Consider the following 22,388-nt stretch of genomic DNA (forward strand, 5'->3'; position numbering starts at 1 on the left):
GGTCCTCAGATCATTTCTTCGCCGCCCTTGCCACCGAGAACGATTTCTCCGGCTTCGGCCATACGGCGAGCGATGGTGAGGATTTCTTTCTGCGCGGTTTCTACGTCGCTGACGCGCACCGGGCCTTTGGCTTCGAGATCGTCGCGCAACAATTCGGCGGCGCGCTTGGACATGTTCTTGAAAATCTTTTCCTTGATCGCTTCGTCGGAGCCTTTGAGCGCCAACACCAGCACATCGGAAGACACTTCGCGCAGCAATGCCTGTATACCACGGTCGTCAACATCGGACAGATTGTTGAAGACGAACATCAAGTCTTCGATCTGCGTCGACAATTCGCCATCGACTTCGCGGATCGCGTCCATCAACTGACCTTCCACCGAACTGTCGAGGAAGTTCATGATATCGGCAGCACGCTTGATACCGCCCAAGGTGGTGCGCGCTGCGTTGGAATTACCGGAGAACTGTTTCTCCAGAATCTGGTTCAGCTCTTTCAGGGCCGCAGGCTGAACGGTATTGAGCGAGGATACCCGCAGAATGATGTCCAACCGCACTTTCTGATCGAAATGACCCAGCACTTCACCGGCTTGGTCCGGGTCCAGATACGCCACCACGATCGCTTGAATCTGCGGGTGTTCGTAACGAATCACGTCGGCAACGGCGCGGGGCTCCATCCATTTAAGGCTGTCCAGGCCGCTGGTGTTGCCGCCAAGCAGGATCCGGTCGATGAGGCCGTTGGCCTTGTCTTCGCCCAGGGCTTGGGTGAGCATTTTGCGAATGTAACCGTCGGCACCGACGCCCAGGCTGGTTTGGTCGCCGACGATTTCAACGAACTCGCTCATGACCAGTTCGACTTCTTCGCGGTGCACATTGCGCATTTGCGCCATGGCAACACCGACCCGCTGAACCTCTTTTGGCCCCATGTGCCGGAGCACTTGTGCGGCGTCGGTTTCACCGAGGGAGAGCAATAAAATCGCGGCCTTATCAACCCGGGTCAATTTGGTGGGAAGCGCTCGAGTTTCACTCATCTGCATTAATCCACTCTTTCACGACCTGAGCCACGCGACCCGGGTCTTCAGCCACCAGACTCTTGATCGCATTCAATTGCGCGTCATAACCTTCGGTGGGGCTAGGCAGCATGATGCTCTGCGGTCCACCGAGGCTTACGCGGTCGTTAGCCAATTCGCCACCCAGTCCGCCCATGCCACCGAGTTCAACATCGCCCTCAGAGCCGAGCAGTTGCCGGCTCTTACCGCTGGTGATGTTGTTGAGTACCGGGCGCAGAACACCAAATACCAAGACCAGGATGAACAACACACCCAGCACTTGTTTAACAATGTCCCAGAACCATGGCTGCGAATAGAACGCTATGTCAGGAATCACTTCGCCACGATCAGGTGCGAATGGCACGTTGACCACGCTTACGCTGTCGCCACGACTGGCGTTGAAACCCACCGCGTCTTGCACTAATCGGGTAAAGCGCGCCAGCTCATCGGCATTCCACGGGATGTGGGTGACGTCGCCGGTCTTGGCGTCAATCCTGGATTTATCGTCCACGACCACGGCCACCGACAAACGATTAACCCGACCCTGCTGCTGCTTGGTATGGCTGATGGAACGGTCCAGCTCGAAGTTCTTGGTGGACTGTTGGCGTTTGTCTGCCGGGTACGGCGCGAGCATTGGCTGGCCCGTCGTCGGGTCCATGATTTGCTGGCCGTTCGCATCGAGCAACGGCTGGCCTGGCTGAATCGACGCGGTGGCGGAACTGCTCGCCGCACCCGCACTTTGTGGCGCAGTCGCCGGACCCGGCGGCTGGTTGCTCAAGGCACCTGGAACCCCCGACGGCCCTGAACTGGACGTGCGCTGTTCGTTGACTGATTGCTCACTGCGCAAGGCAGGTTGATCGGGGTTGAAGCTTTCAGCAGTCGATTCAACAGCGCTGAAATCAACGTCAGCCGTCACTTCTGCCTTGTAACGGTCATTGCCCAAAATCGGTTGCAGAATGCTTTGCACACGCTGGGTCAGCATGCTTTCCATCCGGCGGCTGTAATCAAACTGCTTGCCGGCCATGCTTAATTCGGAGTTCTGGTTCTGATCGGACAACAGTGTGCCCTTCTGATCGACCACGGTGATTTGCGACTTGCTCAATTCAGGAACGGCGGTCGCCACCAAGTTCATGATCGCCAGCACTTGGCCTGGCTCCAATGAACGGCCCGCGTACAACTCGATCAATACCGACGCGCTTGGCTTGCGCTCATCACGAACGAACACCGAGCTTTTTGGAATCGCCAGATGCACCCGCGCACCTTTGACGTTGTTCAAGCTAGAGATGGTCCGCGCCAATTCACCTTCAAGGCCGCGCCGATAACGCGTGGCTTCCATGAACTGGCTGGTACCCAACCCTTGGTCTTTGTCGAGAATTTCGAAGCCGACGTTACCGTCGCTTGGCGCAACACCGGCGCCGGCTAACTTGATCCGGGCGCGCTGCAGATCGTCGGACTTGACCAACAAGGCACCGGAGCTTGGCTCAACGGTGTATGGAATGTCCGCTGCGGACAGGGTTTCCATGACTTGTTTGGTGTCCATGCCTGCAAGGCTGGCATAAAGCGGCTTGTAATCGGGCTGCTGCGACCAGAGCACCACAGCAAAACCAATCGCCACACTGGCTGCCAGACCGACCATGAGGCCGACCTGCCGCAGCATGGTCATTTCGGCAAGGTTCTCCAGAAATGACAAACCGAACAAAGGCGACTTGCCCGAAGCGGCGCCCGACTTAGCGGGCAGGTTGTCGCCGACTGGTTCAGCCATGACTCAAATCGTCCTTAAACCGGCATCTGCATGATGTCTTGATACGCCTGAACCAGCTTGTTGCGAACCTGGGTCAGCGCGGTGAACGAAACGCTGGCTTTCTGCGAGGAGACCATCACGTCGGTGAGGTCTACACCGCTTTTTCCGACTTCGAACGCGCTCGCCAATTGGCTGGAAGCCTGCTGGGTATCGTTCACCTTGTTGACCGCCTGACCGAGCATGTCCGCAAAGCTACTGGTGCCCACAGCGGGAGTGCTTGCAGCCTTCGGCATCGACATGGCGTCCATTTGCATGGAGCGCATGTCCAACATCAAGCGATTAAATTCAACACCTTGGCTCATGACGTTTCTCTCAAAAGGGCCGCAGATTTTTGACACTCGTTAAGCGGTTATCTATGACATAGCAACAAGGGTGCCAGCTGAGTGCTGGCATTTTGACATAGAACGCAGCGACGAGGGGTTAAGATGCGTAGCTATCTGTGCAGGGGCTGAATTTCCGCCGCCTGGCGCGGTAGACCAAGGCCTGGCAAACAGGGCTTCTTTTTACTTCAAGCAAACAAATAAGCCTCGACATCCATCCCGGCATCACGCATCTGCGCCAATTTATAACGCAAGGTTCTAGGGCTGATGCCCAGCCGTTCGGCCGCTTCTTTGCGACGCCCACGCTCGGCGCGCAGGGTGTCGATAATCATTTGAAACTCACGGCGCCGCAGGTCATCACCTAAGGCGCCGGCAGATTCGCTTGCCGGGGCGTCGGGCAGTGAACCTTCCAACGGCACGCGCGCCGCTGCGACCAGCCGTGGCTGAGTGGGTACGCCCAACGCAGGCAGAGGCAAGGCCGCTATCGGCCCGGCCAAACAGAAGTCTTGCGCTTGAATGACGCCGCCCTGCTGCAAGATCAATGCGCGTTGAATCGCGTTGTCCAACTCACGCACATTGCCCGGCCACGGGTAGCCGATGAGGCAGGCTTGAGCCTCTGCCGACAATCTAACGGCAGCATGTTTCATTTTATTGACGTGTTTAGACAGCAAGCGTTCAGCCAGTGGCAGAATGTCGGCGGTCCGCTCGCGCAATGGGCGCCATGCCAACGGAAACACCGAAATCCGGTAGTAAAGGTCTTCCCGAAACCGCCCGGCCGCCACTTCACCGGCCAGATCGCGGTTGGTGGTGGCCAGCACGCGAATATCCAAGGCGATGGGTTTGCGCGCACCCACGCGCTCAACTTCTCGCTCTTGCAGCACTCGCAGCAGCTTGGCTTGCAGACCCAACGGCATTTCCGAAATTTCGTCCAGCAGAATGGTGCCGCCGTCAGCCTGTTCGAATTTGCCCGCTTGGGCGGCGATTGCGCCAGTGAACGAGCCTTTTTCATGCCCGAACAAGGTCGCCTCAAGCATGTTGTCCGGGATCGCCGCGCAATTGATCGCAATGAACGGTTTGGTGGCGCGGGTCGATTGCTGATGAATGTAGCGTGCCAGCACTTCTTTGCCGGTACCGGATTCACCAGAAATCAGTACCGTCGAATCACTGCGCGCCACCCGCGCCGCCAAGTCCAGCAATTGCGCGCTGGCAGGCTCAGCGGCTACCGGCCCTTCGCCATCAACCGGTCCAGGACGCCCCAATGCATGGCGCGCAACCAGTTCCATGAGTGCTTTGGGCTCGAACGGTTTGACCAAATAGTCCACCGCGCCCTGACGCATCGCATCTACGGCACGATCAACCGCCGCGTGCGCTGTCATCAGCAACACCGGCAACTGCGGATGGCGAATGCGCAGGGCAGTCAGCAACTGGTGGCCGTCCATGCCCGGCATGTTGACGTCACTGACCACCAAACTGAACAGCTCTTCGGCCGCCGCCTCCAGCGCTTCCTCGGCAGAACCGACCGCGCGAAAATCATGACCGGCCAGCAACAGGGTTTCGCCCAATGCTTCACGCAGCGACGGGTCATCTTCGACCAGTAATACTTTGATCGCCATCAGTTGAGGCCTGTTACGTTGGCAGCGGGTATCAATGGCAGGGAAATAATCGCGCAAGTGCCACGGCCCGGACGGGAGCGAAACTGTAACTGCCCCTGATGCGCACGCGTCACTGCATTGACAACCGCCAAGCCCAAACCGGTACCGGTCGCTTTGGTGGTGAAAAACGGCTCGCCAATCCGTGCCAATGCCGCGGCATCAATACCGCTGCCGTTGTCACTGATGCAGACACGAAGGGTATCGCCGCGCCCGTATAGGTGTATTTTCAAGCGGGCCTTACCGGCACTGGCTTGGATCGCGTTTTCAATCAGGTTGAGCAGTGCACCCACCAAGGTGTCGCGATTGCAGAGTAATTCGCCCTCAAGCGGATCGCATTGCCAGCGCACCGGCATCTCTCGCACCTGAGTCTGGGCCGACGCCTGCAAGGCTTGAAACAATTGCTGCGGCGCAAGGCGGTCGGTCATCGGCAGCTCACCGCGAGCAAACACCAGCATGTCGCGCACCTGATGCTCAAGCTCGTGCAAACGCTCTTTCAAGCGGCCAGCGAACCGCTGTTGAGTCGCCACCGGCAACTCTTGCTCAGTCAAATGACTGGCGTAGATCAACGCGGCGGACAGCGGCGTGCGAATTTGATGCGCCAACGAGGCAACCATTCGGCCCAACGATGACAGGCGCTCATGGCGAGCCAGCTGTTCCTGCAAGTGACGGGTTTCAGTAAGGTCAGTCAACAGCACTAACTGCCCTGGCTCGGCGTCGAGTGAACGCGTAGCAATCGACAGCCGCCGCCCGTCTTTGAGCGAGACTTCATGACCGTCATCGTCACGCGGCGCGAAACAGCGCCCGATCACTCGCCACCACAGCTCGCCCGCCAGGGGTTCGCCCAACAAATCGCAAGCCGCCGGGTTGGCTTCACGCACTCGACCGTGGTCGTCGATGACGATTACGCCACCGGGCAATAACGACAACAGGTTTTGCAAGCGGTTGGCCAGCAGCTCTTTCTCGGCCAGCTCCTGCATCCGTTGCGCACTGACAACGGCCAGCTCGCCTTTAAGCTCGGCGACCCGCGCTTCGAGCAAGCTGTAAGAGTCACTTAACTGGTTCGACATCTGATTGAACAGCGAGAACGCCTGCTCAAGACCAGCCCGACTCTCTTCTTCTAGAGAGGGCTGCGCTCCGAGAGGAACGGCAGAAGACAACAGAGCGGCCTGGGGCATAGTGATCTCTCGCATGGCGAACCGTCATTAAACGGTGTGTAGCCACTGACGTAGCAATACCCGTGCCTAAAAAAAACCCCTGAATATTCAGGGGTTTAGTTATCAGGCGAAAATCCGGGCGTCAATCATCTGCCTGCTCATCACCCTCACGGCGGCTCATGCCGTACTTACGCATCTTTTCCACCAGCGTGGTGCGGCGAATACGCAGTCTTTCAGCGGCACGGGCCACGATGCCATTGGCGTCGTCCAATGCCTGCTGAATCAAGCCCTGCTCAAGCCCACCCAAATAATCCTTGAGGTCCAGACCTTCAGGCGGCAACAGCGCGCTAGAACCAAAATTCGGCGTGTGGCCATTGATCGCCACCCGCTCCTCCAGGTCGCTGCGCAGGCTGTCGACCAATTGCTCGTCTTCATCATCGACGTAGCGAAATTTCTTCGGCAACTCAACAACGCCAATCACACCGTACGGGTGCATGATCGCCATACGCTCGACAAGGTTCGCCAGTTCACGCACGTTACCCGGCCAAGGATGGCGGCAAAGCGACATGATGGCGGCCGAGTTAAAGCGGATCGAGCCACGTTTTTCGTGCTCCATGCGCGAGATCAACTCGTTCATCAACAACGGAATGTCTTCTACGCGCTCACGCAGTGGGGCCATTTCGATTGGGAAAACGTTCAGGCGGTAGTAAAGGTCCTCACGGAACGTGCCGACCTCAATCATGCTTTCAAGATTCTTGTGCGTCGCAGCGATGATTCGCACGTCAACACTTTGAGTCTTGTTGCTGCCAACGCGTTCGAAGGTACGCTCTTGCAGCACGCGCAGCAGCTTGACCTGCATCGGCAGCGGCATGTCGCCAATTTCATCGAGGAACAACGTACCGCCATTGGCCAGTTCAAAGCGCCCGGCACGGCTGGTGATCGCCCCGGTAAACGCACCCTTCTCATGGCCGAACAACTCGCTTTCGAGCAACTCGGCGGGAATCGCACCGCAATTGACCGGCACGAACGGCGCATCACGACGCTTGGAATGATAGTGCAAATTACGCGCGACCACTTCCTTGCCGGTGCCGGATTCCCCGAGGATCAGGACGCTGGCGTCGGTGTCCGCGACTTGCTGCATCATTTGCCGAACATGCTGAATCGCGCGGCTGGTACCCACGAGGCTGCGAAACAGGTTCGGTTCACGATGACGACCGCGCTCACGGGCCTGATCGTACATTTCACGATAGACCTGCGCACGGTGCAGAGAGTCCAGCAACTTGCTGTAGCTCGGGGGCATTTCCAGGGAAGACAAGACACGCCGGCGCAGATCATCCGGCAGGTCAACGGAACAGACTTCACCCATTAACATGACTGGAAGGAACTCATCCCACGCGGCGATTGTCTTAAGCAATCCTTGAAGGGTCCCCGGCGCGCTGACTGCGCCAACCAGCACGCATAGCACTTCACGGGTCGAGGCCAGAGGAGTAACCACCTGCTGCCACTCCTGGCTTGAACAGGCCAAATTTTCTTCGCCGAGAAAATTTAAAATAACCGCCATATCACGGCGGCGTTGGCTATCGTCATCAATCAGCAGAATCTTGATTTCACGCCACATGCAATAGCAACTTCCCTAGTCAACTCAATGCCCATGAAATAAGGCAGCTTGGCATCTATAGCCCATACGGCAAATTAGACGCCAGAAAATGGTAAGCATCACTAGTTAAGTCAAAAAGCCATACAATGTCAAATTTATGGCGCACTGCTTTTGATCCACCCAGCGTTAACCGAACAGATGGTAAACCTTTGCCGCGTTTTTGGCATGCTGGATCTGCGACATCTCATCGACTATCGCTTGGCGCTCACCCGTGGCGACCTCAAGCAGTTGGCGATAAACCCCTAGCAACTCTTCCAAATTACTGCGCACTGCCGTTTCGTCGAGCGGACTTTCGCTGATTACGTCATCGACACAGGCGCGGCACGCCAGGTCCAATTGACCGATAGCATTCCAGTCGCGCTCTGCCAGCGCACCGACTAAGGCTTCACGGGTTTCTTCGATACGCTGCAATGCAAGACTCATGGTGCTTTCCTCAGAACAGCAGGCAATTAGACCGCAATCGCATCCCAGCCATCTTTGACCGTGCGCAACAGGTCACTGACTTCGTCGAGAATTTTTGGGTCATCTTTTATATTGGCTTCGGCCAGGCGGGTCATCATGTACATGTACAGATTGTCTTGAGCGGTCAGGGTGTCCGCCAAGTTGTGCATGTCCAGGCCTTCGCGCAAGCCACCGATGATGCCGATGGCTTTGCTGATCAGCGTGCCCTTGCCTGGTATGTCTTTGCGCTCCATGGCGCCCTTGGCTTGAGCAATACGGTCCAGGCCGCCTTCCATCAGCATTTGCACCAAGCGGTGCGGGCTGGCTTCAGACGTTTGAGCCTGCGCACCAATTTTCTGATACTGCCGTAGAGCTAACATCGGGTTCATGTTCTGCCTCATAAAATCTCAAAATTCGTATAACAGGCTATCGACGCAACACACTGAAACTTTAGACCTGGAATGAAAAACCCGGCATGCAGACAAGCGCAGCCGGGTTTTTTTATCGATCTCAGTTAGCCTGTTTTTGACCCATTCAACGATGCAAAGAACGAAGTGATGCTGGTCGCGGTAGCTTTGAGCTGTCCCACAATCAAATCCATCGCGTTGTACTTCGCCGTCAGTTGAGTCGTCAGGTCGGCGGTCCGCGTGTTCAGCGCAGTCTGCCGATCCGTCAGGTCACTTTGCTGGGCAGTCAAGGTGGAGGTACGCGTTGCCAGAATGCCGCCGGACTGGGTATAGGGCGTGAGGATCTTTCCCATGCGCACCAGCATACCGTTGGCACCAGCCGTGCCATCGGCATTGGGTGTGCCAGAAAACAGGGCCTGGACTTGCCCGCCCAGGTTTTTGTCATTCATTGCCGACGCAAACTTGACGGTGTCCAAACTCAAGGTCCCGTCCGCCTGCGAAGTCTGAATACCCAACTGCGAGAGCACCGACAATTGACTGCCCGGTCCAGGCGTCACCAGCACACTGCGAAGAGAAGAAATCAATGAGCGTGGCAACGGGTCGTTCGCCATCGCCCCGCCATCGCCCACTGTGCCGTTAGCCGCGATGGCACCAGGCGCCGTTAGCGTATTGAGGGTTTTGGTCAATGCATTGTAGGCATTGATGAAGGTTTGCAGGGATGTCTGCAGCCCCGAGGTGTTGGTCGCAACGGTCACCGTAGAGGTTGCGCCTGCCCCCGCCAGCAGCGTCATACTGATGCCGCTGATAGGGGTCACGGTGTTGCTGGCGCTGCTCACCGCCAAACCGTCGACGGTAAACTTCGCATTCTGAGCAACAGCCCCGACATAACCAGCGCTGCCGGAGGTGCCGTCCATTGCCGTAGTGCCGTTGATTTCAAGGCCCGCAATACCGCTGACGCTGAGGTCGCTGCCAGCACCGGTATTGGTAGAGCCCAACACCAGACGCGAGCCATTGGCGTCCGTCACGATGTTGGCGGTAATCCCGTTACCTTTGAGTGCCGTGTTGATCGCATCGCGGGTTGACTGCAACGTCGAGCCGTCTGGAATAGTGACTTTGTACGAAGTGCCATTTTGACTGATGTTCAAGGTCCCAGTCGGAATGGCACTGGTAGCACCGCCAGAAAAAGAGGCACTGGCGACTTTAGAACCGGTGGCCAGTTGTTGCACGGCGATCACGTAGTTACCACTCACTGCCGTGTTATCTGACGTGGTGGTCAAGGTTGCCGGAGTCGACGAAGAGGCAGAAAAACCGGTAAACGCTGGAGCGGTGGGGCTGCTCAAAGCGGTTAGAGCTGTCTGGAAGGTCGCCATGGCGCTGTTCAGCTGGCTGACACCGGACAGCTTCGCCGTTACATCGGCGGTTTGAGACTTGATCTGGGTCGTATCGGCTATGGTGTCAGACGCAACCAATGCATTAACAATCGACCCGATGTCCAGGCCTGAACCAAGGCCCGTGCTGGTAGTAATTGGACTTGCCATTAGGTGGATCTCCTTTCTTTTTTACGACAGTCTTTTGACCACTAAGCGGTCAAAAGAACTTAAAACACAATTCATGCCAGCTTTATGCTTTGCCTGAAAACAGCACGCTGCTTGCATCCTTCATGCTGTCTGCCAATTTCAGCACCTCTGCCGAAGGAAGCTGCCGAATAACTTCGCCGGTTTCACTGGCGATCACCTTAACTACCACCTTACCCGAGCGCTCATCGATGGAAAATTCCAGGTTGCGCTTGGCGGCATCCACGAATTTCTCGATCTGTTGGACGGCCAACTTCAATTTGTCTGCGTCCGTGCTTTTGTCTGCCGACATTGCCGCAACAGTTGTAGCAGGAGTAGCAACCGGAGGCGGCGCAGCGGGCTTGGCAGCAGCCGTCGTAACGGGCACGGGCGTCGGGTAAGTCGAGTTCAGCTTGGCGCTCATATCCATGTCCATCACCTCCTCTAAAAGCAAAAAAGCGAGAAAGCACGTAAACGCGCTCCCCCGCTAAAACTCTTTCCGAAATTACTGAAGCAGTTTCAGTACAGCGGAAGGCAGTTGGTTAGCTTGGGCCAGAACAGCGGTAGAGGCCTGTTGCAGCGTTTGCTGTTTAGTCAGGTTAGCCGTTTCAGATGCGAAGTCAGTGTCTTGAATACGACCCAGTGCAGCCGTGGCGTTCTGGTTTACGTTTTGCAGGTTGGCGATGGTGCTGGACAGACGGTTCTGCGAAGCACCCAGGTTTGCACGGGTGCTGTTGATGGTTGCCAATGCAGCATCGATCGCGGTGATCGCGTTGTCGATGTTGCCGCTAGCGGTACCGGCAACAGATGGAGCAGACGCTACAGAAGCGACATAAGCGACAGAAGCTGTCCCTGTAGTTGCAGCAGCTGAAGCCTGACCGGTAGGGTGGCTAGCATCCGAAGCAACGGATGCAGTAGATGCGGTGGAGCCAGCTGAAGCTGCAGAAGCCTGACCCGTTACCCCAGCGATCGCTTGAGTATCCGAAGTACCCGAAACAGATACTGAAGCACTGGCAACTGCCAGCGATGAAGCGTCGAACTTACCACCCAATGCCAAGCTAATGTGGTTAGCCGAACCGGTGTTAGAACCGACCTGCAGGGTCAATGTACCGGCCGAGCCGTCCAGCAAGTTCTTGCCGTTCAAGCTGGTGCTTGCAGAGATACGGGTCAATTCGTCAGACATTTGACCGAATTCAGCGTTCAGGGCCACACGGTCTGAGCTGCTGTTACTGTCGTTTCGTGATTGAACTGACAGTTCACGCATACGTTGCAGAATGTTGGTTGATTCTTGCAGCGCGCCTTCAGCGGTTTGCGCCATCGAAATACCGTCGTTAGCGTTTTTGATCGCTACGGTTTGGCCGCGGATTTGGCTGGTTTCGCGGTTAGCGATCTGCAGGCCGGCTGCGTCATCTTTAGCGCTGTTGATTTTCAGGCCGGAGGACAAACGAGTCATCGAAGTGGTCAGTGCGTCAGACGCTCTGTTCAGGTTGTTCTGAACCGCCAGGGAAGCAATGTTTGTGTTTACGCCTAACATAATGAATTCCTCATCGATTGGTTATTGCGGCTTCCGGCCCTGGCAACCGCCGGGATGGCTAGAGAACCTTCATGATGGTTATCGTCGTAACCGCACGGAGCTTGAGGGCTTTTTTAAAAAAAATTGCCATTACCCTGACATCCCTACAGTTGTCGGGGGTTGCAGGGCTTTGTTCCTCGTTGTCCATTACCGGTTCAAACCATCAATTCCCAATCTTTTGAGGCCTGACATCCCAAAAGGACGTCAGGGTGGCAGCTGCCCGAAGGCGTTTTGTTTACTGCAGCAACTTCAGAATCGCCGCCGGCAATTGATTGGCCTGGGCCAAAATCGCCGTGGAAGCTTGTTGCAGAATTTGTTGCTTAGTGAGTTCGGCAGTCTCTGCGGCGTAGTCGACATCCTGGATCTGCCCCCGAGAAAACGTCGCGTTATGCACCATGTTGGTCAGGTTCGAGATGGTGCTGGTCAGGCGGTTTTGCTTGGCCCCCAACTCGGCGCGGGCGCTGTTGATTTTTTGCAGCGCCGCGTCGATTGCTTTGAGGGTTGAATCCAGGTTGTCGGAAATGGCCTTGTCGATTAAGGGCTTCTTCTTGTCCAGGTCAACTTTTAGTGCTGCGTCGGCCACGTTCTTCTCCTCTTGGGCAGCTGCGACTTCGGCTAACTTCGCCTCATAGGCAACTGCGGCTGGGTCAGGCGCAGGGGGGGTGCCGCCAGGCGGGGTAACGGCTGGCGCGGGCGGCATGGGCAACGCGGCCAGCTCTTCCTTTAAGAGGTCCAACGCTATGGTTTTATCAGCAACGGCGGCCTCCAGCACCTCATCGCCAGTGGTCTTGCGACTGCCTTTCCCGTCGATTGAAAACGCTGTGTACTCACCCGCCACGATGGCTTTAGAACCGGTGGTGGTAGCGTCCTCCTGGACAGCGGCCACATTTTTAGCCGCCACAAATAATGACTCTGAGGAAAAGTCGTCGGACAGCGAGAGACTGATCTTCTCGTTAGAACCTGCGTTAGCCCCGACTTGAAAGGTCAAGGTGCCCGCACTGCCGTCCATTACGTTCAAATCGCCACCGAAGGTCACAGACTTAGAAGCCCGGGTGAGTTCCTCCAGATTTTGTTTGAACTCGGCATTAAGAGCGATGCGCTCTTTGGGACCGTTATTGCCGTTTTGAGACTGAATCGTTAACTCGCGCATCCGCTGCAACTGGCTGGCTGATTTGTCCATCGCCCCTTCGGCGGTTTGGGCGATAGAGATGGCGTTGCCAGCGTTTCGGATGGCAACGGTCATGCCTCTGATTTGTGTGGTTAGGCGACTCGCAATCTGCATACCGGCGGCATCGTCTTTAGCGCTATTAATGCGCAAGCCGGAAGACAAACGCGACATGGTGGTGTTCACCGAATCAGAGCTCTGGCTCAGGCTGTTCTGAACCGACAACGAAGCAGTGTTGGTGTTAATGGTTAAAGCCATGGTGAATTCCTCTCAATAAAGATTGCTGGCGCTCAAAAGCGGGCTGCATCCGGCTTGCCCTGAACGCCTACAAATGGTTATCGGAAAAATTACAAGTGGCTTTAATGTGCTTTTTAAGACTGTTTGGATATTAGCAAGCACCAATACCCGACATATGTAGGGTATTTAAGTTATAAGCAGCGATTTTATAAGGATTTATTTTTTGGCGAAAAAATATAAGAAAAGAGGGAAGAAATGTGGGGAAGGTGAGCTGATCGACACTGATCGATGGTCGCATCAAGCCATTCAGACATTCAGACATTCAGACATTCATGAATGCCGAAAATTTTCGGCTGGCCGAGCTACTGTAGATAACAACTTTTTGGCGAGGCGGCGTATCTGGCAACCGCGTCAAGCCTTCTCGCCAACACGTTGGCTCCTCAGATTCAGGCGTTTGGGTACGGCACAGAAATTCAGGGACGTGACCCCAACAATTCAACGAGTTCACATTCGAGATAATCCGCCAGCCCCAGTACGTCGCGCGCCTCCTGGCAGGCCAACATCACTGTCAGCAACCGCAGCCATTCCTGTTGCACTTCGGCCGGCTCTTCAGAAAACAGCGGCATCAGCCGGGTAAACAGCTCGACCATCTCAGACACCGCCTCGACATCCCGTCCCAATCGAAACAGCCCAGCGCACTGGCGCGCTGCCAGGGTCAACTCTGGCGCAGGGTTCATTGGCAAAACTCCGGGTCGTAGGCAGTGCCCGCGATCATGGCGCCCGCCCGACTGCTGTTGAAGAAGCGCACGTCGGGATGTGCGGCAATGTAGCGCTCTAGCACGATCAGGTAACCACGGAAGTTGAGTTGCGTCTTGACCCGTTGCCCATGACCATCGAGCACCCAATGTTTGGCCAGGTCCGCACCGGGGCCCAAATCACCGTCATTCCAACCCGCATGGGTTTTATTCATTGGAAAGGCGAAGTCGGCACCGAACAAAGTGATCTGTGTGGCCCCCATTTTCACCGCCAGGTCCACCGCCGGGTGCATCACGCTGCCGCCCACATTGAGTTGTGCTTTGCTGAGCTGTTGGCGCAGTTCGGCATAGATCGGGCTGGCGGAATAGGCGGTGTAGCGCTTCCCTCGCCAGCCCTGCACTACGCTTGGGTTGCTCATGGGCACGTAGACCAGCGGCAGATCGTCTGAGCCCTCTAGCGGCAAATGCCGCAGCGTGATGTTTTTATCGACGGTGACCACCAGGTCCGGCTTGATGCCGTGCTCCAGCAACGGCCGATAGGCCGTATCAACGCTGATGAACAGCGGTCGCGGCGACTGCGCACGGAGAGCCAAGAGCTTTTCAAAGTGCAATTCCAGGGTTGGCCCGGTGCCGATCACGTAAACCTCACGCCCCGGCTGCGTAGCGAAAAGCTCAGCGACGTCCGCATCACCGCGCACGCATTCAAGGTTGTCCTGCAAACGCTGGAGGATCTCAGGAGCCTGCGGGTCGAAATGGCGGTTATTGAAGCTCAAGTGCACTTCGCTGATCAGCCGATCGCGAATTCTGGCATTTAGCCCATCCGCCAACTCGAGTTCACCCGGCAACGCAAAGAACGGCAACTGGATATCCGGGCAGTCAGCCGCGTAGCAAAGCGCTACCCGAGGATCATTCAGCCATGCCGTTTGGTCGAGCAGTTCAAGCACCCGCTTGAACAGCCCGCCATTGAGGATATGGACGTGTAAACGCTCAAGGGCTGGACGCTCAAGCAACACCCGTTGCAGATCGCCTAGGCCGGTGCCATAAACGTGCAACAGCGGACTTTCAACAGTAAGGATGGCAGCCTGAAGCCGCGCCTCAGCGTCGCGGTCATGACGACTGGTCAGTTGGATGCCGCCGGTTCTCAGGGTTGAGTCCAGCCCTTGCACCCACTCAATCTGCAATGCCTCACCCTCTTCGGCTACTAGGCGGGACAACACCGTCGGCCAACGACGACCCAGGACTGTGGCATTTTGCTGAAAACATTCGCTCATGCGGCCTCGCTCAAACCCTGCGCAAAAAAATAGCGCTTCAGGTTACTTCACCTGAAGCGCCACTTAGCTGTCGGCTGCCTTTACGGGCGGTGGAGAATCGCCGATCCCCACGACAAGCCCACCCCGAAACCGCTGATTGCCACGCGTTTCCAGGTTGAATTCAATACATGCTTCTCTAACAACAGCGGAATACTCGACGACACGGTGTTCCCGGTCTCAAGCATGTCCTTGATGAATTTTTCTGGCTCGCCTTCGAAGCGCCGTGCCACGGCATCGACAATGGCCGCACTGCCTTGGTGAATGCAGTAAGCGTCAATGTCGTCGCCTGTCAGGCCGGACTCGTCGAGCAGTTCATGCAAATGCGCCGGGACTTTTACCAACGCGAAATTGAACACTTGACGGCCGTTCATGAAAAACACGCCGTTGCTGACCTTCAGGTGCGGTGCGCCCGAGCCGTCGGTACCAAACTTGGCCTTGCCCAACTGCCACGCCGCGTCTTCACCTATCCAGGTCGCGGTGGCCGCGTCACCGAACAGCATGGTGGTGTTGCGGTCTTGCGGGTCGACAATTTTCGAATACGGGTCAGCAGTCACCAGCAGGCCGTTTTTCATGCCCGTGGCTTCCATGAAGCCTTTGATCGCGTAGATGCCGTAGACGTAACCCGAGCAGCCGAGGGAAATATCGAAGGCGGCGACGGTGGTGGGCAACCCCAGCTTGTCCTGAACGATGGCCGCCGTGTGGGGTAGGCCTTCTTCGTCACCGTTCTGGGTAACGACGATCAGTACATCAATGGATTCGCGCTTGAGATCCGGGTTGTTCGCAAACAACGCGTTCACCGCCTCAACGCACAGATCCGAGGTTTCTTGCTCAGCCTCTTTGCGCGGCAGAAAGGCAGAGCCAATCTTGCCGAGGATGAAGTCTTCGTTCTTATCGAACTTGGCACCTTGTGCGTAGTTATCGACGCCGGCTACGGGCACGTAACTCGCTATGCTTTTTATGCCAATCATTATGGCTTCCCAATCATGTGCTGCTGAATACCACCACTCGCGAATGTCGAGGGGGCTTTCAATCAGAGATTATGTCGTCCCAAGGAGCGACAACGAGAGAGAGTAAAAGGCAATCACTGGACCCGTTAAGGAGCCAGGCGCCGTCATCCCCGGTCAATACAATACAGTGAAGATGCGCGTTATGACTCACAGGTCACTCTATTTTGCCGAATCATCGACACAAGCCGTTATTCGACCATCGACCAGTCCAGCGGAGTACCCCGTTTCAACGCCTGTCTGGCACGCCGACCGATGACCGCGTCGCTGTGTTTGGGCGCTAATCCAAGGCCGGGACGGATGGCCCGAAAATTGTGGGCGCTGAACACCTCACCCGCCGCCATGTCCTGAGTGACATATAGCGACCGACGATAAACCAGCGACTTGCGCTCAGCCTCCGTCACCCCGTAATGCACCTGCCCCATGGCCTGCCAGGCACGCTCGGTCTCAATCACCAGGCTGGCCAACTCCGCCGGTTCCAACGAGAAACTGGCATCAACCCCGCCCGCAGAACGGTCGAGGGTGAAGTGTTTTTCAATCACAGTTGCCCCGAGCGCCACCGCCGCAACGGACACGCCCACGCCCATGGAGTGATCGGACAGCCCCACTTCGCACCCGAACAGTTCGCGCAAGTGTGGAATCGTCCGCAGGTGGCTGTTCACTGGCGAAGCGGGGTAAGTGCTGGTGCATTTGAGCAGTATCAAGTCTTTGCACCCGGCCGCACGGGCAGCACGGACGCTTTCGTCCAACTCGGCAACGCTGGCCATGCCGGTAGACATAATCATCGGTTTACCGGTGGCAGCCACGCGGCGAATCAACGGCAAATCGGTGTTTTCAAAACTGGCGATTTTGTAGGCCGGAACATCCAGGCTTTCCAGGAAGTCCACAGCACTTTCATCGAAGGGCGTCGAGAACGCCAGCATACCCAGCGCTTTGGCCCGGGCGAAAATCGGCGCGTGCCATTCCCAGGGCGTATGGGCTTTTTCGTACAGTGCATAAAGCGAGGAACCGGCCCACAGGCTATCGGGATCCTTGATGAAGAACTCGCCGTGATCAAGGTCCAGGGTCATGGTGTTGGCGGTGTAGGTTTGCAGTTTCAGGGCATGAGCGCCGGCCTTGGCCGCCGCCTCGACAATCTGCAGCGCGACCTCTAATGACTGGTTATGGTTGCCGCTCATCTCGGCGATGATAAAGGGCGCCGAGCCCGCGCCAATCGAACGCTGGCCAATCTTGAAGCTAGTCATCTGAATGATCCCTTAAAGCGCGCTCGAAGCGGCAGTCGGCTTGAACATACCCGGCCTCTTGAAACAGACAAATTGACGCTTTATTGGCGGGCAATACCTGAGCGTCAATGGTGTGTAATTGAGGCCAATGCGCCCGGACGAACTGTTCGCCTTTTAGCAACAACGCCCTGCCCCAACCAAGACCAAAGCGCCCGTAGAGCAAATAGACCGACACTTCGGCTCGACCGCCAGCGAGGTCATAACGCAAGACCCCTACCGGCCGGTCGCTCGCTTCGGCAATCAACAATAATCGCTGAGCGTTGTTGAGCGTGGCTGCCAACCACGCAAGGTGAACATCCCAGCCGATGGGTTGCGCTTGCACAGACCATTGGCGAACGGCCTCTGCATTGCGTCCGTCGAATAATAAACGAGCGTCGGCCACGGTTGCCAAACGCATCTGCAGAAACTCGCCTTCCAGCGCGGCCGCAACGCGCCTTGCGCCTTGGCCATCGACCAACTGACGGGAGCGCTCAGCGAAGCTCTGGCGTATACCTTGATTGGTCAGCAGCACACCGATGGCATCCCGCAACGCCCCGACAGAAACGTCTTCACTCGGCCCTAGATATAAATGCGCGCCAATCGTGGCCAAGGCTTCGGCGTTGGCCCGTTGATTAGCCGCCACGGCAATGCAAACTGTCGGCAATCCCAACGCCGCGCGCTCCCAACTGGTACCGCCGCCCGCGCCGATAAACAGGTCGGCTTGCGCCATCAGCTCAGCAAAGTGTTCCGTGTGAGCTTGAAAGCGCCACGTCGGCCGAGTGCTCGCCATGGCCTGCATCGACGCCCCTTTTGGGTTGCCGGTGCCAGCGACAAAATCAATCTCCAGCTCATGAAAGTCGACAAGCGCCAACATGGCTTTCCAGGTCTCACCCGCTGCATCGAAGCCGCCGAAATTCACCAGAATCCGCTTAGCCTGCGCCCGAATCGGTACCGGGGGGCGCTTGAACTCGTCACGAATCATCGCAAAGCGTGGACCCAATAAGCATCGGCATGCGGGGGTAGTCCAGGGATCGTACGCCTCGGGTGTGCCGCTGAAATTCTGGTCGAGCAGTAAATCCGCAGCGTGACGGCGATTGGCCAAGTCATCGATGGCCGCAATTTTTAATCCCCATTGCCGCGCTGCGGTCTGCCACTGATGGTCCAGGCCGTAATGATCGACGATGATCCAATCGAAGCGCTCATCCACTGGCAACAACTGTTGCAGCGCTGCGATATCGACCTGCCAGGGCAATGCAGCTTCAATGTTTTGTCCGGCATCGGACGTTTCGGCATACGCCGCTGGCAAGCCGTAGGTGCGCCACCCTTGAGCGGCTAGCCGGTCGAGTAGATGCCCTGGCAATAAACGGCAGGCAAAGCTGACCTGCGCGCCGCTGTTGCGCAACACCGTTGCCAAGGTTAGGCAGCGCGCAATATGGCCGCTGCCAATGGCATGGGACGCGTCGGCTCGAATCAGGACGTTCACGGCGCCAGCTCCCCGCCCGCAAGCAAGGCGGCGTAAAGGTATTCAGCCCGAGTCCAGTCTTCTTCGTTGTCGATGTCCTGAACCAAATGCCGAGGCAGGATAACCGGCAGACTTTGCTCGGAAAACAACACATCGCCACGCAGCCACGCCTCGCTACGCCCCCAATAAAATTGCCCGGCGTCTTGATAGGCCACGGGCAAATCTTGCGAGCGGGTTTCCCGGAATTGCGGATACATCGATTGCAAGGCGCCCTCCTCGGTCAAACCTAAAGCCCGTTGCACGGCGAAACCAAAACCGCACACTGAAAAGGCGTAGGATTTTTCGGGGTGCTGCTTCAGGAGGGTCAATCCTTCAGCCAGGTAGCGGGCTTGCAGTAACGGCGCGGTGGCATAAATGCAGCACGCATACTCGAAGCGCTGGCCTTGCTCCTGAAGCGTGGTTAGGGCGTGAACGATCACCGCTGCCGTGCCCGTGAAATCATCAGCCAGACGTGCCGGGCGGATGAATGGCACCTGCGCTCCATTCGCCCTGGCTATCGCTGCAATTTCATCGTCATCCGTACTAACCACAACCTGATCGAACAACCCGTATTTAAGCGCGGCGCGTATCGACCAGACGATCATCGGTTCGCCGTTGAACAGCTTGAGATTCTTGCGCGCAATCCGTTTGCTGCCGCCCCGGGCCGGGATTATCGCCACCGCTGTCATAGGCGTTTTTCCAGCAGAAACCAGTTGATGTCGTCCGTGGGAAATTGCGGATCGCGGTGGTAACTGAAGCCGTAATCCAGCAGTTGCAGATCCGGGTAACAGTCAAGCATTTCACCGGCGAAATCACGCTTGAACAACTTGCCGGCGTTGCCGCGATAAGCCACTTCAACCGGCACCGGGTTGTAGTATTCGCCGATCAGAATGTAACGCTGGCTTAGGGCATGCAGTTGCGCATAGGCCGCCGGCAGTAACTCAGGCGCCAAGTGAATCAGCACGCCTTTGCTCAGCGTCAGGTCGAAAGTTCGTTGACGGGGATAGTCGAACAACGAACCGTGCCAGACATCTCCAATGCCCAGCGCTTGAGCGTAGGCCTGAGCCTGTGCGTTGATCTCGACGCCCTGCAAGACGCAGTTCGGAAATAACTGATGCAGCGCCAGCAAGTTATTGCCTGTATTGGTGCCCAGCTCCAACAGACTGTTCAGCCGCGACGTGCGTGCCAGCGCTTTGGCGAATAACGCCAGGTTGGCAGCGGTCAGCGGCTGGCCTTGGTTGCGCCCCACGTACTGATCACCAAAGTCGCCCTGCCAGAACTGTTCTTGCTCACTCAAGTCACGCATCGATCATTCTCATCAACGAATCGCACAACGCTTAGGCCAAAAGGCGGCGCAGCTGCTCGATCACATAGTCTTGTTGCTCATCGGTCAGATCAGGGAACAGCGGCAAGCTGACTGCTTCACCGAAATAACCTTCGGCCACCGGAAAATCACCCTCGCCAAAGCCCATACTTTGGTAATACGGTTGCAGATGCACTGGAATGTAATGCAGGTTCACCCCGATACCCGCCGCCCGCATGGCGTCGAACAAGTCTCGCTGGCTGAGTGTGAGCCGATCAAAATGCACCCGCACCACGTAGAGGTGCCACGCCGATTCAGCACCGGCTTGTGCGCTGGGGAGCTGAATGGGAAGACCGGCCAACAGTCGATCATAACGAGCCGCCAACTGGCGCCGTCGCGCGATAAAACCCTCGAGCCGGGCTATCTGCGAAAGCCCCAGCGCAGCGTGCAAATCTGTCATCCGATAGTTGAAACCCAGCTCGACTTGCTGGTAGTACCAAAGCCCCTCGCTGGGCACCGACACCTGCGCCGGATCAGCGGTAATCCCATGGCTGCGCAACCGACGTAACCGTTCGGCCAACGCCGGTCGATTGGTCAAGACCATCCCGCCTTCGCCCGAGGTAATAATCTTCACCGGGTGAAAACTGAAAATGGTCATCGCCGCGTACGCGCCACACCCAACAGGACGCCCAAGGTACGTCGCGCCCACTGCATGGGATGCGTCTTCAATTAACGTAAATCCGTAACGTTCAGCCAGTGCCGCCATCGCGCGCAGGTCACAGCTTTGGCCGGAAAAAGCGACCGCAACCACTACTTTGGGCAATGCCCCAGCGGCCTCGGCAGCGACGAGCTTTTTCGCCAGCACATCCGCATCAAGGTTCCAGGTCAGCGGGTCAATGTCGACAAAATCAACCTCGGCACCGCAATAGCGTCCGCAGTTGGCGGAGGCCACAAAGGTATTGGGCGTGGTCCATAACCAGTCACCCTCGCCCAACCCGGCAGCCAGACACGCGATATGCAGCGCCGCCGTGGCATTGCACACCGCTACCGCGAAATCAGCCTCGCAATGCTCGGCCATTGCCGCTTCAAAGCGTTCAATGGTCGGGCCTTGAGTCAGCCACGGCGATTTAAGAACCGCCACTACGGCGTCGATGTCCGTTTGGTCGATGTTCTGTCGCCCATAAGGAATCGAAAAGGTGCTCATGCCGGCAGCTCGACCGGCCGCTGGGGAGGTGACTCTTCGTGCAGGGCTGAAATCTGCCCCACACTCAAAAATTCGGGGTTGATGTCGGAGCGGTATTCAAAATCTTCATTCACCGCCACGCCCTGCTCACCCACACCGTCGATGGCAAAATCGACATCGACGCTGGTGAAGCGAATCGACGGTTGAATGGTGTAATGATCCTTGAACTCTATGGTCATGCGCGCGTCGTCCAACGGCACCATCAGTTCATGAAGCTTTTCACCGGGACGGATACCGACAATCGTGTGCGGCAAATGCGCCGCCATGCCTTTGGCCAAATCCACCACCCGAATCGACGGAATTTTCGGCACGAACACTTCCCCGCCATGCATCCGGGCAAAACTGTCGAGCACGAATTGCACGCCATGATCGAGGGTGATCCAGAAGCGTGTCATGCGCACATCGGTGATTGGCAGTTCCCGCGCACCTTCGCTGATCAGCTTGCTGAAAAATGGAACTACCGACCCTCGGGAGCCCGCGACGTTGCCGTAACGTACTACCGAGAAACGGGTCGATTGGTCTCCGGCAATATTGTTCGCCGCGACGAACAGTTTGTCTGACAGCAACTTGGTTGCGCCGTACAAATTGATCGGGCTGGCGGCCTTGTCTGTAGACAAGGCGATCACCCGCTTCACCCCGTTGTCGATGGCGGCGGCAATAATATTTTCCGCGCCATTGACGTTGGTTCGGATGAACTCCGTCGGGTTGTATTCCGCTGCTGGCACCTGCTTAAGAGCAGCCGCATGCACCACGTAATCGATCCCTCTCATTGCCACCCGCAAACGCTCGGCATCGCGCACATCGCCAAGAAAATAACGCATGCACGGTGCATTGAACGTTTGCTGCATTTCGTATTGCTTGAGCTCGTCGCGTGAAAACACCACGACGCGCTTGGGCTGGTACTGTTCCAGCAAGCGACGAATGAAATTACGGCCGAATGAACCCGTGCCGCCAGAGATGAAAATCGATTTGCCGTTGAACATGCTGTGAGTCCTTAGACCAATACC

Annotated in this window: 21 protein-coding genes; all 21 read right to left on the bottom strand. The window is 56.8% G+C overall.

Annotated features, from left to right (window positions below; all coding sequences use genetic code 11):
• Positions 1-5: 5 nt before the first annotated feature.
• On the bottom strand, positions 6-1,025 hold the full coding sequence (gene fliG / locus RHM65_RS22930) for a flagellar motor switch protein FliG (protein WP_322168478.1): 1,020 nt from the start codon (positions 1,023-1,025) through the stop codon (positions 6-8).
• Positions 1,018-2,805 (bottom strand): flagellar basal-body MS-ring/collar protein FliF, encoded by a 1,788-nt coding sequence (gene fliF / locus RHM65_RS22935; RefSeq protein WP_322168476.1) that lies wholly within the window; start codon positions 2,803-2,805, stop codon positions 1,018-1,020. Before fliF ends, fliG begins: the two co-directional genes overlap by 8 nt.
• A gap of 14 nt (positions 2,806-2,819) precedes the next feature.
• Positions 2,820-3,146 (bottom strand): flagellar hook-basal body complex protein FliE, encoded by a 327-nt coding sequence (gene fliE, locus RHM65_RS22940; protein ID WP_322168474.1) that lies wholly within the window; start codon positions 3,144-3,146, stop codon positions 2,820-2,822.
• Positions 3,147-3,352: 206 nt separating this feature from the next.
• On the bottom strand, positions 3,353-4,777 hold the full coding sequence (locus RHM65_RS22945; protein ID WP_322168472.1) for a sigma-54 dependent transcriptional regulator: 1,425 nt from the start codon (positions 4,775-4,777) through the stop codon (positions 3,353-3,355).
• Positions 4,777-5,991 (bottom strand): sensor histidine kinase, encoded by a 1,215-nt coding sequence (locus tag RHM65_RS22950; RefSeq protein ID WP_322168470.1) that lies wholly within the window; start codon positions 5,989-5,991, stop codon positions 4,777-4,779. Before RHM65_RS22950 ends, RHM65_RS22945 begins: the two co-directional genes overlap by 1 nt.
• A gap of 121 nt (positions 5,992-6,112) precedes the next feature.
• The gene (locus RHM65_RS22955; protein WP_322168468.1) at positions 6,113-7,588 is read right to left on the bottom strand and encodes a sigma-54 dependent transcriptional regulator; all 1,476 of its coding nucleotides are present in this window, start codon (positions 7,586-7,588) and stop codon (positions 6,113-6,115) included.
• A 165-nt stretch (positions 7,589-7,753) separates the two neighbouring features.
• The gene (locus RHM65_RS22960) at positions 7,754-8,050 is read right to left on the bottom strand and encodes a flagellar protein FliT (protein ID WP_322168466.1); all 297 of its coding nucleotides are present in this window, start codon (positions 8,048-8,050) and stop codon (positions 7,754-7,756) included.
• 26 nt (positions 8,051-8,076) lie between these two features.
• The gene (fliS, locus tag RHM65_RS22965) at positions 8,077-8,457 is read right to left on the bottom strand and encodes a flagellar export chaperone FliS (protein WP_322168464.1); all 381 of its coding nucleotides are present in this window, start codon (positions 8,455-8,457) and stop codon (positions 8,077-8,079) included.
• Between the two features lie 125 nt (positions 8,458-8,582).
• A complete protein-coding gene (gene fliD, locus RHM65_RS22970; RefSeq protein WP_322168463.1) occupies positions 8,583-10,013 on the bottom strand; it encodes a flagellar filament capping protein FliD in 1,431 nt (476 codons plus the stop codon).
• Positions 10,014-10,095: 82 nt separating this feature from the next.
• A complete protein-coding gene (locus RHM65_RS22975) occupies positions 10,096-10,458 on the bottom strand; it encodes a flagellar protein FlaG (RefSeq protein WP_322168461.1) in 363 nt (120 codons plus the stop codon).
• Positions 10,459-10,533: 75 nt separating this feature from the next.
• On the bottom strand, positions 10,534-11,565 hold the full coding sequence (locus RHM65_RS25565; RefSeq protein ID WP_416194788.1) for a flagellin: 1,032 nt from the start codon (positions 11,563-11,565) through the stop codon (positions 10,534-10,536).
• Positions 11,566-11,836: 271 nt separating this feature from the next.
• Positions 11,837-13,024 carry a flagellin gene (locus RHM65_RS22990; RefSeq protein WP_322168459.1) on the bottom strand — a complete coding sequence of 396 codons (1,188 nt, stop codon included), beginning with the start codon at positions 13,022-13,024 and terminating at the stop codon, positions 11,837-11,839.
• 452 nt (positions 13,025-13,476) lie between these two features.
• Complete coding sequence (locus RHM65_RS22995) at positions 13,477-13,740, bottom strand: hypothetical protein (protein ID WP_322168457.1); 264 nt, start codon at positions 13,738-13,740, stop codon at positions 13,477-13,479.
• Complete coding sequence (locus tag RHM65_RS23000) at positions 13,737-15,029, bottom strand: motility associated factor glycosyltransferase family protein (protein ID WP_322168455.1); 1,293 nt, start codon at positions 15,027-15,029, stop codon at positions 13,737-13,739. Before RHM65_RS23000 ends, RHM65_RS22995 begins: the two co-directional genes overlap by 4 nt.
• Positions 15,030-15,109: 80 nt before the next feature.
• Positions 15,110-16,036 (bottom strand): ketoacyl-ACP synthase III, encoded by a 927-nt coding sequence (locus RHM65_RS23005; RefSeq protein ID WP_322168453.1) that lies wholly within the window; start codon positions 16,034-16,036, stop codon positions 15,110-15,112.
• Between the two features lie 227 nt (positions 16,037-16,263).
• On the bottom strand, positions 16,264-17,316 hold the full coding sequence (gene pseI / locus RHM65_RS23010; RefSeq protein WP_322168451.1) for a pseudaminic acid synthase: 1,053 nt from the start codon (positions 17,314-17,316) through the stop codon (positions 16,264-16,266).
• Positions 17,309-18,817, bottom strand: coding sequence for a UDP-2,4-diacetamido-2,4,6-trideoxy-beta-L-altropyranose hydrolase (gene pseG / locus RHM65_RS23015; protein ID WP_322184086.1), 1,509 nt, complete (start codon positions 18,815-18,817; stop codon positions 17,309-17,311). Before pseG ends, pseI begins: the two co-directional genes overlap by 8 nt.
• Positions 18,814-19,524 (bottom strand): pseudaminic acid cytidylyltransferase, encoded by a 711-nt coding sequence (gene pseF / locus RHM65_RS23020; RefSeq protein WP_322168447.1) that lies wholly within the window; start codon positions 19,522-19,524, stop codon positions 18,814-18,816. Before pseF ends, pseG begins: the two co-directional genes overlap by 4 nt.
• Positions 19,521-20,141, bottom strand: a complete 621-nt coding sequence (locus RHM65_RS23025; protein WP_322168445.1) for a pseudaminic acid biosynthesis-associated methylase — start codon at positions 20,139-20,141, stop codon at positions 19,521-19,523. Before RHM65_RS23025 ends, pseF begins: the two co-directional genes overlap by 4 nt.
• 31 nt (positions 20,142-20,172) lie before the next feature.
• Positions 20,173-21,342: a UDP-4-amino-4,6-dideoxy-N-acetyl-beta-L-altrosamine transaminase gene (gene pseC / locus RHM65_RS23030; protein WP_322168443.1), complete on the bottom strand. Its 1,170-nt coding sequence runs from the start codon at positions 21,340-21,342 to the stop codon at positions 20,173-20,175.
• Entirely contained in the window at positions 21,339-22,364 is a 1,026-nt protein-coding gene (pseB, locus tag RHM65_RS23035) for a UDP-N-acetylglucosamine 4,6-dehydratase (inverting) (protein WP_322168441.1), read from the bottom strand. Before pseB ends, pseC begins: the two co-directional genes overlap by 4 nt.
• Between the last annotated feature and the right edge of the window lie 24 nt (positions 22,365-22,388).

The sequence above is a fragment of the Pseudomonas sp. CCI4.2 genome, assembly GCF_034350045.1.
Taxonomy (GTDB): Bacteria; Pseudomonadota; Gammaproteobacteria; order Pseudomonadales; family Pseudomonadaceae; genus Aquipseudomonas.